19 protein-coding genes are annotated in these 14,937 nt (G+C 36.3%); 2 read left to right on the top strand and 17 right to left on the bottom strand.

Annotated elements, in window-relative coordinates; genetic code table 11:
- Positions 1-79 precede the first annotated feature (79 nt).
- Together tgt and F3H00_RS07975 are read left to right on the top strand one after the other, a co-directional pair.
- The gene (gene tgt, locus F3H00_RS07970) at positions 80-1,210 is read left to right on the top strand and encodes a tRNA guanosine(34) transglycosylase Tgt (RefSeq protein ID WP_148798549.1); all 1,131 of its coding nucleotides are present in this window, start codon (positions 80-82) and stop codon (positions 1,208-1,210) included.
- Positions 1,200-1,898, top strand: coding sequence for a CorA family divalent cation transporter (locus tag F3H00_RS07975; RefSeq protein ID WP_148798547.1), 699 nt, complete (start codon positions 1,200-1,202; stop codon positions 1,896-1,898). Before tgt ends, F3H00_RS07975 begins: the two co-directional genes overlap by 11 nt.
- Before the next feature lie 199 nt (positions 1,899-2,097).
- Here the strand turns inward: F3H00_RS07975 and rplS are convergent, their stop codons facing one another.
- The 17 genes from rplS to F3H00_RS08060 all read right to left on the bottom strand — a co-directional run bounded on the left by rplS (position 2,098) and on the right by F3H00_RS08060 (position 14,813).
- Positions 2,098-2,454, bottom strand: coding sequence for a 50S ribosomal protein L19 (gene rplS / locus F3H00_RS07980; RefSeq protein WP_103580335.1), 357 nt, complete (start codon positions 2,452-2,454; stop codon positions 2,098-2,100).
- A gap of 8 nt (positions 2,455-2,462) precedes the next feature.
- A complete protein-coding gene (trmD, locus tag F3H00_RS07985) occupies positions 2,463-3,155 on the bottom strand; it encodes a tRNA (guanosine(37)-N1)-methyltransferase TrmD (RefSeq protein WP_149703803.1) in 693 nt (230 codons plus the stop codon).
- The gene (gene rimM / locus F3H00_RS07990) at positions 3,152-3,682 is read right to left on the bottom strand and encodes a ribosome maturation factor RimM (protein ID WP_103604299.1); all 531 of its coding nucleotides are present in this window, start codon (positions 3,680-3,682) and stop codon (positions 3,152-3,154) included. The genes trmD and rimM overlap by 4 nt, the downstream gene beginning before the upstream one ends.
- Positions 3,675-3,917, bottom strand: a complete 243-nt coding sequence (locus F3H00_RS07995; protein ID WP_103604298.1) for a KH domain-containing protein — start codon at positions 3,915-3,917, stop codon at positions 3,675-3,677. The genes rimM and F3H00_RS07995 overlap by 8 nt, the downstream gene beginning before the upstream one ends.
- Positions 3,917-4,144, bottom strand: coding sequence for a 30S ribosomal protein S16 (gene rpsP, locus F3H00_RS08000; protein ID WP_009293992.1), 228 nt, complete (start codon positions 4,142-4,144; stop codon positions 3,917-3,919). The genes F3H00_RS07995 and rpsP overlap by 1 nt, the downstream gene beginning before the upstream one ends.
- A gap of 72 nt (positions 4,145-4,216) precedes the next feature.
- Positions 4,217-5,557, bottom strand: coding sequence for a signal recognition particle protein (gene ffh / locus F3H00_RS08005; protein WP_148798545.1), 1,341 nt, complete (start codon positions 5,555-5,557; stop codon positions 4,217-4,219).
- A gap of 62 nt (positions 5,558-5,619) precedes the next feature.
- Positions 5,620-6,378 carry an RluA family pseudouridine synthase gene (locus tag F3H00_RS08010; protein ID WP_148798543.1) on the bottom strand — a complete coding sequence of 253 codons (759 nt, stop codon included), beginning with the start codon at positions 6,376-6,378 and terminating at the stop codon, positions 5,620-5,622.
- On the bottom strand, positions 6,375-7,511 hold the full coding sequence (gene waaA / locus F3H00_RS08015) for a lipid IV(A) 3-deoxy-D-manno-octulosonic acid transferase (RefSeq protein WP_148798541.1): 1,137 nt from the start codon (positions 7,509-7,511) through the stop codon (positions 6,375-6,377). Before waaA ends, F3H00_RS08010 begins: the two co-directional genes overlap by 4 nt.
- 8 nt (positions 7,512-7,519) lie before the next feature.
- Entirely contained in the window at positions 7,520-8,227 is a 708-nt protein-coding gene (locus F3H00_RS08020) for a zinc ribbon domain-containing protein (RefSeq protein ID WP_103640781.1), read from the bottom strand.
- Positions 8,228-8,243: 16 nt separating this feature from the next.
- Positions 8,244-8,966 (bottom strand): Nif3-like dinuclear metal center hexameric protein, encoded by a 723-nt coding sequence (locus F3H00_RS08025; protein ID WP_148798539.1) that lies wholly within the window; start codon positions 8,964-8,966, stop codon positions 8,244-8,246.
- A gap of 6 nt (positions 8,967-8,972) precedes the next feature.
- Complete coding sequence (glyQ, locus tag F3H00_RS08030) at positions 8,973-9,833, bottom strand: glycine--tRNA ligase subunit alpha (protein ID WP_021090594.1); 861 nt, start codon at positions 9,831-9,833, stop codon at positions 8,973-8,975.
- A gap of 18 nt (positions 9,834-9,851) precedes the next feature.
- Positions 9,852-11,390 (bottom strand): AbgT family transporter, encoded by a 1,539-nt coding sequence (locus F3H00_RS08035; RefSeq protein WP_148798537.1) that lies wholly within the window; start codon positions 11,388-11,390, stop codon positions 9,852-9,854.
- A gap of 5 nt (positions 11,391-11,395) precedes the next feature.
- Positions 11,396-11,815: a GyrI-like domain-containing protein gene (locus tag F3H00_RS08040; RefSeq protein ID WP_148798535.1), complete on the bottom strand. Its 420-nt coding sequence runs from the start codon at positions 11,813-11,815 to the stop codon at positions 11,396-11,398.
- 3 nt (positions 11,816-11,818) lie between these two features.
- Positions 11,819-12,292, bottom strand: a complete 474-nt coding sequence (locus F3H00_RS08045) for a DUF3972 domain-containing protein (RefSeq protein WP_084108020.1) — start codon at positions 12,290-12,292, stop codon at positions 11,819-11,821.
- A gap of 12 nt (positions 12,293-12,304) precedes the next feature.
- Positions 12,305-12,799, bottom strand: a complete 495-nt coding sequence (gene purE, locus F3H00_RS08050; protein WP_148798533.1) for a 5-(carboxyamino)imidazole ribonucleotide mutase — start codon at positions 12,797-12,799, stop codon at positions 12,305-12,307.
- The gene (locus F3H00_RS08055; RefSeq protein ID WP_148798531.1) at positions 12,796-14,055 is read right to left on the bottom strand and encodes a peptidase U32 family protein; all 1,260 of its coding nucleotides are present in this window, start codon (positions 14,053-14,055) and stop codon (positions 12,796-12,798) included. Before F3H00_RS08055 ends, purE begins: the two co-directional genes overlap by 4 nt.
- Positions 14,055-14,813: a chemotaxis protein gene (locus F3H00_RS08060; protein WP_148798529.1), complete on the bottom strand. Its 759-nt coding sequence runs from the start codon at positions 14,811-14,813 to the stop codon at positions 14,055-14,057. The genes F3H00_RS08055 and F3H00_RS08060 overlap by 1 nt, the downstream gene beginning before the upstream one ends.
- Between the last annotated feature and the right edge of the window lie 124 nt (positions 14,814-14,937).

Genomic DNA, 14,937 nt, shown 5'->3' on the forward strand with positions numbered 1-14,937 from the left:
AAAGTTCCTTTGCCTTAAAATTTCTGGATTATATTATAAATTTTGTTAAAATAAAAAATCAAAAATTTTAAGGATTTAGATGAAATTTGAAGTTATAAAAAAAGATGGAAATGCAAGGCGTGGTATCCTAACAACTGCCCATAGCATTATACAAACGCCGGTTTTTATGCCAGTTGGTACGGTTGGCGCGGTTAAAAGCTTAGACGCCTTTGATATGAGTGAAATTTTAGACGCAAAGATAATCTTAGCGAACACCTATCATATGTACCTGCGCCCTGGCAGCAAGGTCGTGCGTGAGTTTGGCGGACTTCATGGATTTTCTAAATTTGATCGCTCGTTTTTAACTGATAGCGGCGGATTTCAGGCATTTTCACTTAGATCAAATACCAAAAACGACGATGGCGGAATAAAATTTAAAAGCCACATCGACGGCAGTACGCACTATTTCACACCAAGATCCGTCCTTGACACGCAGTATGATCTAGGCAGCGACATCATGATGATACTTGATGATCTAGTCGCCTTGCCTGCTGAGCCAAAAAGGATCGATCTAAGCATAAAGCGAACGATAAAATGGGCAAAAGAGGTGATTGATTATCACAAATTTATGCAGAGTAAAGGCGTTGGGCTAAACCAAAATATCTTTGGTATCGTTCAAGGAGGTACTGATTATGATGCGCGTAAATTTTGTGCTGAGGCCTTAAATGAAATGCCATTTGATGGCCTTGCGATAGGAGGGCTAAGCGTTGGCGAGAGTAACGAGGCAATGTATGACACTGTTGAGGCGGTTATGCCATTTATGGATGAGCTAAGGCCGCGTTATCTAATGGGCGTTGGCACACCAGAAGATCTCGTGGAAAACGTGGAGAGAGGCGTTGATATGTTTGACTGCGTCATGCCAACAAGAAATGCAAGAAACGGCACGCTCTTTACTAGCTTTGGCAAGATAAATATAAAATCAGCCAAATTTATAAACGACCATGCGCCGATAGACCCAGCTTGCCAGTGCTACACCTGCAAGCGCTACTCAAGAGGCTATCTAAACCACCTTTTTAAGGCAAGGGAGCTCACATTTTTTAGGCTAGCAAGCCTTCATAACCTGCACTACTATCTAAATTTGATGAAAGAGATGAGAGAGGCAATAGAAAGAGGCGAATTTGCCAAATTTAAGAGAAATTTTTATGCTAAAAGGGTAAAAAATGAGCTATAAAAGTTCAGTTTGTGGATATTTTTATGGCGATGAATACGACTATATTTTGCTTGTTTCTTTCACGCAAAAACAAAGCTATAAATTTTTATTTAAAAATGGCAAAATTTATAAAGAAGACTTTGATCACGAATGTGATAAAAACGAGTTTGAAACAGCCCTTAAAAAGCTATGTAATGAATATGCAAACAAAATTTTAGAACATCAAGATGAGCTAAACGAGTATGAAAAAATTTATGCTAGTCGAAAAAACTTTAATCAATTTATCAAAAGACATCACTTTTTAAAATATGAGATTAGAAAATTTCAAAATAAGATATCTCACTTTTATGAGACACTTTCGATTTGCCAAAGTGAGCAACAAAATTTAAAAAAAGAGCTTAAAAATAGTACTCATGAGGCAAATGTTTTTAGAACAATGGCCAATGAATATGCCTGCAGAATCGATGATATTTATACATTTATACAAAGTATAAAAAACGACAAAATCAATCAAAACATTTACATTTTGACAATGATATCAGCTGTAATGCTGCCACTAAATCTGATAACTGGCTTTTTTGGTATGAATACACAAGGCTTACCATTTAATGAAACTAAAAATGCTACCATAATAGTTGTATCAATAATGCTTGGAGTAATTCTTTGTTGTGTTATTTTTTTATTTTGGTATACAAATAAGAAGAAGTAGAAAATAAATAAATTTAGTATATAAGGTATCTGAAACTTTATACAGAAATTTTTTATATATTTTAAATTTTTATAGCCTAGCGGTAAAAACAATAAAAATAAATAGATATTTTAATATTAAAAAACAAAAAAAATTAAAAAAAATTAAATTTAAAAAGAAGATTAAAAGTCCTGAATAGACTTCAGGACAGATAGTAGAATTATTTTCTAAGTTCGCGGATTTTAGCAGCTTTACCACGAAGGTCACGTAGATAGAATAATTTAGCTCTTCTAATACGACCTTTTCTAAGAACTTTTATCTCTTCGATTGAGTCACTAAAGATTGGAAAAATTCTCTCAACACCAACACTGTTAGCACCAATTTTTCTAATGATAAATGTTTCGCCGGTACCGCTACCACGTCTAGCTATACAAATACCTTCAAAATTTTGAATTCTAGTTTTATCGCCTTCGTGAATACGAGTAGCAACACGCAATGTATCTCCTGCACGGAAGTCAGGAATATTTTTACTAGCAATTTGAGCATTTTCAAATGCTTCAATGTATTTATTTCTCATGTTTTTCCTTATTTATGTGGCTTAAGCTTTTGATATAAATCAGGGCGAAAGAACCTTGTTTTGCAGTGAGCCATCTTATTTTTTAAAGTGTGGATTTTAGCATGGTTACCCTTTAAAAACTCTGAAACCACAAAGATCGATCTAAAATTATCAGGCTTTGTAAAAGATGGGGCTTCAAGTAAATTATCCTCAAAACTCTCAACTTCAAGGCTCATATCGTTTCCTAAAACTCCAAGTATATTTCTTGATATTGCATCACTCATACAAAGCGCAGGAAGCTCTCCACCAGTTAAAACAAAATCGCCTATGCAAAAAACTTCGTCCGCCCAAAGCTCAACAACTCGTTCATCAAGGCCTTCATATCTACTACAAACAAAACAAATATGATCTTTTTTAGAGAGCCTCTTTGCGTCATTTTGATTAAATTTTTTACCAGCTGGCGTTAAAAATATCACATGAGTATTTTTATCTTTTTCTTTTAGAAATTTGATCGACTCATCCAAAGGCTGTGGAAACATCAAAAGCCCTGCTCCACCTCCGATCATATAATCATCAACTTTATTGTGTTTATCGTTGGTAAAATTTCTTGGATTTATGAAATCAATTTCTATAAATTTATTATTAATCGCACGTTTTAAAATAGAATCACAAAAGTAAGGTTTGACTAAACTTTCAAAAAGTGTAATAAAGGTAAATTTCATGAATTTTCTAAGATGTCTTTAGCGCCTTTTACCAAAATCTCTCCACTATCCAAATTTACGCTTTCGATAAAACGCTCCAAATATGGAATGTAGAAATTCTTTGGTTTGCCAGCTGTAATAAACTCTTCATCTGTTTTTATATATAAAAGTGAATTTGCAAAATTATCTTGGATATCTTCTACGATACCTAAAATTTCGCCATTTTCTACAACTTTTAATCCAATAATATCAAACTGAAAAAATTCATCTTTTTTTAGTTTGCAGTTTTTTCTAGTGAGCTCTTTTGTGGTATAAATAGTTTTGTTTACAAGTGTTTTAGCAAGGTCTAAATCATCAAAATTTTCAAATAGAACCAGCTCTTTTTGTCTGTTGTAGTCTTTTATGATGAGCTGATCATTTTTTTTATCAAAAAAGGTTGCGCCTTTTTTATACTGTTCTGGAAAGTCGCTCTTGTTGTGAAGTTTTAAATAACCCCTTAAACCAACACATCTTCCAATAGTAGCGACTTCAACAATATCACTATTCAATAGCTTTTACCGTTACCCTATAGCTTGTATTATCTTTGGCTTTGCAACCAATAATAACGGTCTTTATAGCATTTATCATTTTACCGTCTTTACCGATAAGTTTTCCAGTATCAATCTTGTCAGCATTTATGATAATTTCAATAAAATTTTCACCAAGCTCTTGACGCTCAATAGTCACCTTTTCAGGAAAATCAGCTATCAGCTTGGCGTATTCGTATAAAAAATTTTCAACCATTATTTTGTAATTTGTGCAACTCTGTCGCTAAGTTTAGCACCGACGCTTTTCCAGTAGTCTAATCTCTCTTTGTTGAAATTTATAACATTTGGCTCAACCATAGGGTTGTAATAACCAATGCTCTCTATCCAACCGCTGTCGCGTCTTTTTCTGCTATCTGTAACAACTATACGATAAAAAGGTCTTTTTTTGCGTCCCATTCTTGTTAGTCTTACTACTGTTGCCATATTATATTTCTCCTCTTATTTTTAAATAAAGCTTAAATTTAGATAACAAATATCCAAATTTAAACCCTTTTATCAAACAGGTCTTTTTAAATTTGCTTGAGAAAGCATATTTGCGAGTCCTTTTGCTCCACCTTTTCCTGAAAATTTCTTAGCAAGTTTTGAGGCATTTTCAAACTGCTTTAAAAATCGATTTACCTCTATCTGAGAAAGTCCAGAACCAGCCGCTAAACGTCTTTTTCTACTATTATTCAAAAGTTCAGGATTTTCACGCTCTTTTTGCGTCATAGAGTTTATCATAGCCTTAATATGTAAAATTTCTTTTGAATTATCAAGATCTATATCTTTTATCTGATTTGCTATGTTTGAAAGCCCAGGTATCATCCCCATCAAAGACTTCATACTGCCAAGCTTTTTAACACTTTCCATTTGATCTAAAAAGTCATTAAAGTTAAACTGACCTTTTTTTATCTTTTGATTTAGACGTTTTGCCTCTTTTTCATCAATAATAGTCGATGTCTTCTCGACCAAAGTAGCTAGGTCGCCCTCACCCATTATACGGCTTACGATACGGTCTGGTATAAAGCTCTCGATATCGGCTACTTTCTCGCCAATACCGACAAATCTAAGTGGGATATTTAGCTGTTTAGCGATACTGATAGCTACGCCGCCCTTTGAGTCAGAATCAAATTTAGAAAGGATAACTCCAGAAATTCCTAAAATTTCATTAAAACTTGTAGCTGTTTTTACAGCATCTTGTCCGCTCATAGCGTCAGCTACATAGAAAATTTCATGTGGATTTATAGCATTTTTTACATCTTTTATCTCTTGCATCAACTTTTCATCGATCGCAAGACGACCAGCGGTATCCACCAAAAGCACATCATAAAGGCCACTTTTTGCTTTTTCTAGTGCTTCTTTTGCTACTTTTATAGGATTATTTTCATTTTCTATAAAGAAAAGATCGATCTCATTTGCAACGCAGAGCTGTCTTAGCTGCTCAACTGCTGCTAATCTTTGCAAGTCACAAGCCGCAACTAAAACTTTTTTCTTTCTTAATTTTAGATAGTTTGCAAGCTTGATAGTTGTCGTTGTTTTACCACTACCTTGCAAACCAGCCATCAAAACAATGGTCGGTGCAACTGGTGCATAGACAAAGCCTTGATTGCCAGGAGCTGTTAAAATGGTCGTCAAATTTGATTTGATCGCATCTAGGAAATTCTTTTGACCAACGCCAGTTTGCTTTAACTCGCTTTCGATAGACGCGAGTAGATCTTTGGTGACTTTATGGTGAACATCAGCTTTTAAAAGAGCTTTTTTGAGCACGTCAAGTGCGTTTTTTAGAGCTTTTTCGTCATCTACAAAACGTATCTTGCTAACGGCTAATCTAAAAGACTCGCTAATTTGTTCGAACACTAATCACCTTTCTAAGTTGTTATTAAAGGGCGTATATTACTAAATAATTTCTTTATTGCTCTTTAAATTTCAAATTTATTAGATAGCTCAAATCCAAGAGAATTAAATTCTTTTGGGATTGGCGCTTTAAATTTATAGTTTAAAAGAGCTATAGAATAGGCATGCAAAAACATTCTATTTGCCCTATTTTTGCCGTATTTCTCATCACCAACGATAGGTAAATTTAAACTAGCCAAATGCACTCTTATCTGATGCGTCCTGCCTGTTTTTATGGCAACTTTTACCAGCGTTTTTTTACCAACAACCATGAGCGGTGAAATTTCACTGATCGCCTCTTTGCCATCTTTTGAGATCTTTGAAATGGCGCCATTTTTATTTTTTATCGTTAAGATCGGCTCATTTACGACCACTTCCTCGCTCATAATACCTCTAACTGCGGCCACATAAATTTTCTCAACCTTCATCTTTTTAAACTCATTTATAGCAAGCGCTGCGAATTCATTATTTTTTACAAGAAGCAGCACACCACTCGTATCTTTATCGAGCCTGTGAAGAAGTGGAAATTTATAAATTTGACTGATTTTTTCGCTAGTTATAGCGGTAGGCTTGTTTATGGCTATTAAATTTTCATCTTCAAAGATAACGCTTGGCTTTGGCATCTCTTCGATGCTAAATTTAGTATTTTCACTCATTAGCGCACGAGCGATCATCACCTTTTGCCCCTTGGCATAGACTAGTCCGCTGTCGATTAGCTCCTTTGCCTCGTTGTTTGAGATATTTTTTTGTTTGGCTAAAATTTTATACGCTTTTTCTTCACTCATAAAGTGCTCCTTATATCTTCTATGATCGCATCAGCGCTGGCCTGCACGGCGATCTTGCTCTTTTTGGCGTCACTATCTATTATGCCACTGATATCGCTAGCCTTTGCGATATAGATGTTTTCAACTAGGCCAAATAGCGCATTTTGGTTAAATATAAACTCTCCACTAATTATCACCGGGTTAAATTGCGCGCACTCGATTGGATTGTGCCCGCCAATATTTGGAACAAAACTGCCTCCAAGCACTACTATATCGCTAATAGCATAAACATTTACAAGTTCGCCTAAAGTATCAAGCAAATTTACTTTAGCTTCAAATTTATACGTTTGACTAAATTTCGCAAAGCTAAAATCATGCTTTTTGGCATACTCGCTTGCTATCTTTTCAACATCTGCAAATCTCTCAGGATGGCGTGGTGCGATGATTAAGAGATCATTTTCTTTTAAATTTAAATTACCTAAAATCATATCTTCTTCGCCAGCGTGAGTACTTGCCAGCACGATCACTCTAGCTTTTGGCTTTTCATAAATTTTACTCACGCTTGGCAAAAACGCAGCCTTTATGTTGCCAACGACCTCTATTTCACCTGCACCAAGCGACTTTAGCCTCTCTTTATCAAGCTCACTTTGAGCGTAAATTTTATCTATGAATTTAAAAAGATATCTGTAAAAAAAGCCAAATTTTAAGTAGCTTTTGTAGCTTCTATCTGAAATTCTAGCGTTTATCAGTATCACGCGGCTGCCTTTTAACTTCGCCATGAAAACCAGCATGAGCCAAAGCTCAGCCTCAAAAATGACTAAAATTTTGCTCTTTTTTAGCCAAAATGGCAAAAAAATTTCAAATGGCAAAAATCTCGCGTTAGAGCAAATTTTACTTGCCGCTTCAAAGCCAGTATTTGTCACCACACTTATGGCTTTGCTATCAAATTTTTGCATCAAAGGTTTAAGTGCTTGCACTTCACCAAACGAACAAGCGTGAAAATGCACATCTGTATCTTGAAATTTAGGATTATTAAAGAGGAAAAAACGTGCTGGAATCGACTTATGATACTTTTTTTTAAAACTTAAAAAAAATAAAAAGATAGCCCCAAATAGATAGAGTATTGAGGCTAGAAAGTAATATATTATTATCACGAAATGTGTTATTGCTCTTGTTTGTATAAAATTCTGCCACAATGCGGACATGTAACGATATCTTCACCCTTGATAACAGCAGAGAAAGTTTTGTCGTTTATCTGCATAAAGCAACCATAACAAGCTTGTTTTTTTACAGGAACAACAGCCGTATTATGAGCCCATTTTCTAATTTTTTCATAAAATGCGAGAATTTTTTGATTCATAGTGGCGATAAGCTTGTCTTTTTTAGCATAAACTTCTTCACGTTCTTTCCCGATATTTTCAAGTTCAGATGAAGTTTTGCTTTTTATATTTTTTAAATTCTCTTCAAGTTCAGCTTTTTTTGCACCAAGCTCATCTTTTTGACTATTTTTACTATCTATTAGCTTCTCAAGTCTAGCAATCTCTTCATTTGCAGCCTCAAGTTGCTCTTTTGCAATATCTTCTTCAAGACTTAGGGCTTTTATCTCCTTTTCACTTTTTGCACTTGAGCTTTTTTTAGCTACGTCTTTTATCTTCGCACTAAACTCGGTAATATGAGCATTTGTGCCTGATTTTTGAGACTTTAAGTCATTTACCTCTTCATCTAGTCTTTCTATATTAACCGTTATAGTTTCGCACTCTTCTTCTATATTTTTATAAGCCTTTTCTATATCCTGAATGCGTGGTATAAAGCCATCTATTTGTTTATCAAGGTCAGATAATTCAACTAATTGTTGTAAGTATTTATTCATAATGTTTCCTTTTTTGTTAGCAATATGTAAATGGATTTTTAGAATTGCGTATTATAACTTCAATTTTCAGATTTTGCAAATATTTTGCTAAAAAATCACCAAAATAACGTTCACTTTCATAGTGATTTATATCGATTAAATTTAGCCCATTTTCCTTTGCATAAAGGGCTTGGTGATACTTTAGATCGCCTGTCAAAAAGGCATCTGCTTTGAGATCTTGGATGAGATCTGCGCCACTTCCAGTGCAGATACAAATTTTAGAAATTTCATCTTTTGCATGAACCACTCTTAAATTTTCTAGACCAAGTTTTTCTTTTACAAATTTACAGAGCTCGCTAAATTTCATCTTCACATCAGCGTAGATCAAAAAGCCCTCTTTGCTTGAAATTTCAAACCCCAAAACCTGCATCACAAATTTTTCATTTAAAAATGCAAGGTCAGCATTTGTGTGAAGCGAAATGAGCGAGATATTTTTTATCATCATCTCTCTTATGAGTGAGCTTGGATAAAGGCTGTAGTCTAGGCTTTTTAGCCCCTTAAAAATGAGCGGATGGTGAGTGATGATGAGCGAATTTGGCAAGACATTTTGCAAAAGTTCGCTATCCAAATCAAGACTTAGATAAATTTGCTCAAATTCGCTATCAAATGAGCCAACTTGAAGGCCACTATTATCCCAAGACTCTTGGCTCGCAAACGGGCAAATTTCATCTAAAATTTTATAAATTTCAGCAATTTTCATAAAATTTTACTTTTGCTCTAGGCTTTCTTTATAAGTTAGCGCACACTCTTTGGCCAGCTCGCGGATTTTTAAGATGTAGTCTTGCCTTTGCGTTACACTAATCGCTCCACGCGCATCAAGGACGTTAAATGTATGAGCTGCAAGCATGCAGTAATCATACGCAGGGAGCGAAATTTTAGCCTCTAAGCAGCGTTTGCACTCGTTAAATGCGTTTTCAAACTGGTTAAAAAGCATATCAACATTTGCTACTTCGAAGTTATATTTACTCCACTCATACTCGCCTTGTTTGTGAACGTCAGCGTAGGTTACGATATTGCCATCCCTGTCGTCCCAAACAATGTCGTAGACGCTATTTACATCTTGTAGATACATGGCCAAACGTTCAAGGCCGTATGTTATCTCACCAGAAATCAACTCGCATGCGATGCCACCCACTTGTTGAAAATAGGTAAACTGAGTCACTTCCATGCCATCTAGCCAGACCTCCCAGCCTAGCCCCCAAGCGCCTAGCGTCGGGCTCTCCCAGTTATCCTCGACAAAGCGGATATCGTGATCTTTTAAATTTAACCCAAGCTTTTCAAGGCTTTTTAGATAAAGCTCCTGGATATTTTCCGGACTTGGTTTTATGAGCACCTGAAACTGATAATAAGCGCCCAAGCGGTTTGGATTTTCGCCGTATCTGCCATCAGTCGGACGGCGGCTTGGAGCTACGTACGCCGTCGCCCACGGCTTTGGTCCAAGACTTCTTAAAAAAGTCGCTTGATGATAAGTACCAGCACCAGCAGGCATATCGTATGGCTGAAGTATAACGCAACCTTGCTCTTGCCAATAGTTTTGAAGGGTTAATATTATTTGTGAAAATGTCATTGCTTTCCTTTTAAAATTTTACTTTACATAGTGTATAACTGCACCAGGTCCTAGTGGTAGATCAAAAATGTACCAAAATGACATTAGCGCTGTCCAAGAAATTAAAAATGCAACCGTATAAGGAAGCATAATAGAAACAACTGATCCGATTTTTAACTCTTTTTTGTATTTTTGCATAAAAGCTACTATCAAAACAAAAAACGGCATCAAAGGCGTTATTATATTCGTAGTAGAGTCGCCTATTCTAAAAGCAGCCTGTGTAAGCTCTGGCGAGAGTCCAAGATTCATAAACATTGGTACAAAAATTGGAGCCATCATCGCCCACTTTGCAGAATCAACAGCTATAAATAAATTTATAAAAGCGATCAAGAAAATAAAAACTATAATAAGACTAAGTCCAGTTAATCCGACCTCTTTTAGAAAAATAGAACCTTTTATAGAAAGCACTAGCCCAATATTTGAGGTATTAAAAAGATATGTAAATTGGGCTGCAAAAAATATCAAAACCAAAAATCCTGATAGCTCAGAAATAGATTGTTCCATAAATTTTATGGCGTCATTACTGCTTTTTATAGTCCTAGCGCCTACACCGTAAGCTACGCCTACCACTATAAAAAGCAACATCATAAAAACGACAATAGAATGCATAAAAGTAGATTTCATAAAGCTTTCATTACCTTTTGCTCCAAATAAAGAGCCAGAAGGCAAAATAGCCACAAGCAATAAAATCACAAAAACGATCAACGCTATAAGTGAAAATTTTAAGCCACGTTTTTGCTCTGCACTTATATCGCTATGCTCTTTTAGACTAAAATCACCTAAAAAATCAAATTTGCCAAGCCTAGGCTCTACGATTTTATCTGTTACAAACCAGCCAACAAATACGATCAAAAATGTCGAAGCGATCATAAAGTACCAATTTGCAGTTGCTAATACTACATAATCTGGATTTAACACGCTAGCTGCTTGCATAGAAAATGCCGCAAACATCGGGTCATTTGTACCGATTAATAAATTTGCCGACCAGCCACCGCTAACACCAGCAAAAGCAGCAGCTAATCCAGCAATTGGATGACGACCAAATCCAGCAAATAAAATAGCTCCGAGAGGGATTAGCACGACATAGCCAACAGAGGAAGCAACATTTGACATTACGCCAAGGAAAATAACGATTGGAGTTACCCATATTTTGGAAGATTTTAAGGCAATCTTTGTCATAAGTGCTGATAAAAGTCCAGACTTGTCTGCAATGCCAATACCTAGAATAATCGCAAAGACTACTCCCAAAGGATAAAAATTAGTAAAATTTTTAAGCACAGACGAAACAAAAGATCTAAGGCTATCAGCAGAAAGCAAATTTATAACATTTGCATTAAGCTGTGATATTTGTCCGTCTTTGATAGCCTGATAGCTTACACCAACGCCCATCTTTTCTAATACAAACGATATTATTATCGTAATAAGCGAAAGATAGATAAAAAGCATAGTTGGATTTGGCAATTTGTTACCAAAATTTTCGATAAAACTTAAGATTGAACTATTATTTTTTTTATTCATTTTTCCTAACCTAAAATAGATATAAAAATTTTTATCTCATCGCTGCTGTAAAGCTCAAAATCCGTTTCATAGGCTCTTTTTAGCTCACTACTTTCAAAATATCTCCAAATTTCACCCCAAAATTTTGCAACATTTTGTGGCTCTCTTGCAAAACTAAAAACGGCATATTTGCCACTTTTTATCTCTAAAATTTCATCGCTTTTGTGGCTTGATCTTGTGCCGATAAAGTTATCGTAATGTCCGTTAAGATCACTTTCATAGTTGCAGTAAACGCTATAAATTTCACTCTTGCCATCATAGTACTCATTCATAAATTTAGACCATAAAGTCGGAATTTTACCCTTGTCACCTATCTCATCTTCATTTTTAGTGCGAGTTTTTACTCCGTAAATTTCAAAGCTATCCTCTAAATTTATAATCTTCATAAACTACTTTTGTCCGTTAAAATTTTCAACCGCTTGGTTCCACATTAGCTTATATTTTCGTTTTAGAAATTCAACTTCATCTTGTGAAATTTTAAGCTGTTTTGTAAGCGTCTCGACCGTTTTTCTATCTTCGTCATAGAGCTCTTGCATCGAAATAAGCGCCTCTTTTAAAAATTTATTCTCATTTCTTAGGGTTTCAAGCGTCTCATCCTTTGCGTCAAGTACCTTTTCGTGTAAATTTAATATCGTTCCAATCGTCTTTTCAACAAAGCTGATACCATCTTGGCTTTGCGGCTGCAAGGATAAATTTTGCGAAACACTAGGCACCACGCTCATCGTTCCTTCGCTCGCTTCTATCAAAATTTCTCCATTTTCCTCTTTGGTTTTCAAAACGCCACGATTTATCATATCTTCGATAACTTCACGCTCCAAATGCACAAGTTTGCAAAATTCATCAACACCAAGATAGGTCTGCACCGCTTCTCCTTTTTACAGTATCACTTCAACCTTTGAAGAATCTTCCTCTAAAGCCTTTATCTTCGCCTCTCTGTCAGCTTTTAGAGCACTTGCCAGACTATCATCTTCAAGGGCTAAAATTTGCACCGCCAAATAGGCTGCATTTATGGCACCGGCCTTGCCAATAGCTAGAGTTGCCACTGGCATGCCACTTGGCATTTGCACTGTTGAGTAAAGTGCGTCAACACCGCTTAGAGCCGAACCTGCCATTGGTATGCCAATCACTGGTTTTGTAGTATTTGCAGCGATCGCTCCAGCTAGGTGAGCCGCCATACCAGCAGCTGCGATGAAGACTTTTGCGCCTTTTTTTTCTGCATTTGCGACGTATTCGCTAGTTCTTTTTGGACTTCTGTGAGCTGAGCTGATTATCAGTTCATATTTTACGCCAAATTTCTCTAGAGTCTTTGCCGTTTCGCTAACGATCTCATAGTCACTTTTACTTCCCATTATAATAGAAACAAATTTCATATTTTCTCCCTCAAAAAACTAAATTTTGGCAGCTTGACACCAAGACTTATCTCATTTTCATTGCCGCTATGAATTTCACTCATAATCTTGCCTTTTTTGGTGATAAGCTGTTTAAATTTGATAAATTTCTTGCCCTCTTGTGAATAAACCTTTGAGATTTCATTTTCACTATCATCTATGTGTGAGCCGATAGGCGCCACGATCTCGTAGCTATTGCCTGGAAAAATTTTATATTTGCACTTAAAAAACTCGCCATCTTCACTTATTGCATTTACCTGATGCGTGCCCTCTTCTAGGCTGCTAACGTGATTTTGCGTATCGGTTCGCTCATAAGGTCTATGCACCAAGTAGCCATCCGTAAAGCCGCGATTTTTCAGCGTATTTATCTCATTTTCATAAATTTGTGCGTTAAATTTATCATTTAACGCATCATCTATCGCCATTTTATAGGCTCTAGCCGTGCAAGCTGCGTAGTATTCGCTTTTTGTGCGGCCCTCTATCTTGAAGCTATCAATGACGCCGCTATCAACGATCTCTTTAATGTGTGAGATGAGGCAAAGATCCTTTGAGTTCATAATATGAGTGCCGTTTTCATCCTCTTCTAAGCGGAAAAGCACGCCGCTCTCTTCGTTTTTGGCATAGAGTTCATATTTAAACCTGCAGTCGTTGGCACAGCTACCGCGATTTGACATGCGTCCGCTTTGCACTGAGCTTACTAAGCACCTACCAGAGTAAGCAAAGCACATCGAGCCATGTACAAAAATTTCAATATCAAGAGTTGGAATTTCTTCTTTTATCTTTATGACATCTTTTAAGTTCATCTCGCGTGCTACGACGATACGTTTTGCGCCCATATCGTGATAAATTTTTGCATCAAGCACATTCATAACGTTTGCCTGAGTTGAGAGATGTATCTCGATATCAGGAGCAATGGCTTTTGCTAAACTCATAACGCCTGGAGTTGCGATGATAAAGGCATCTGGCTTCATCGCCGAGATGGTTTGCAAGTGCCTTTTTAGTGGCTCGATCTGAGAGTTAAAAGGGAAGGCATTTATGGTAGCATAAAATTTCTTTCCCTTTGCATGTGTGTAGTCTATCGCCTCTTTGAATGTTTCAAGGTTAAACTCCCTTGCTGATCTAGTCCTTAGTGAAAAGCTAGCCACCGAGCCATAAACAGCGTCAGCTCCATACTCAAGGGCGATTTTAAGTTTTGTTAAATTTCCAGCTGGAGATAAAAGCTCAGGCCTTTTTAGCACTATTTTTTACCCAAACTTTCTATCAAGGCTTCGATATCGTCGTTGCTGACAAGATTTTCAGTCGTTGTATCACCAGCGATGTGAACAGCGGAGCTAACACGCTTATCATCGTCAATTTTACCTTCAAACAAGGTATTCATATATTTGCTTAGTGCCCTCATAACATTGATAACACGCTCGATCTTTTGTCTATGAATGTCTTGATACTGCATCATATCCATAGCCATCATGATCTCATCTTGTCCCATTTGTAAATTTCCGATGATATTATCGATCGTACCAAGAAGTGAGTTATTTTTCTCCAAAGCTTCGCTAAATGCGGCGATATTTGGAAATTTCTCACTTAGCGTCGTAAATAGCTCAATATTTGAGTTTATTGTGTCTTTTAGGCTATTTGAGTCGCTCTCAGCGTCCATAAAAAAGTTATTTATCGTCTCAAGCTTGTCAAACATCTGAGTAGCTTTTTCTTCGCTATCTCTTGTTACATCGTCAAGCTGATGAACCATTTTGTGATCTTCCGTTGGTGGTGGTGGTGGCCAAACGCCATCTGCACTCACTCTATAATTTTCTGCATTCTTTGAATTACTTTCTGATTTTGACTGTGGCTCATCTTTAGTATCGATTGCTTCTGCAACTTCTGTTACCTCGTCCGTATCCTCTTTGACGTCCGCAACCTCTTGGCCAGTATCTTCTTTAGTCTCATCCAACTCATCATCTAGCCCACCTGCCATAAGTGCGTCAAGTTCCTCTTGGGTCATAAAAGCTCCTAATAAAATTTGGCTTGATTATATAGGATTTAAATAAAAAGTAAGTTTAAAGGCAATGCTTTTATCTTTAAATTTATAAATTTTTAGATAGCATTTTTAAAAATAAACGACCTTA

Origin of the sequence: Campylobacter concisus (assembly GCF_902460845.1) — a bacterium.
Classification (GTDB): domain Bacteria; phylum Campylobacterota; class Campylobacteria; order Campylobacterales; family Campylobacteraceae; genus Campylobacter_A; species Campylobacter_A concisus_X.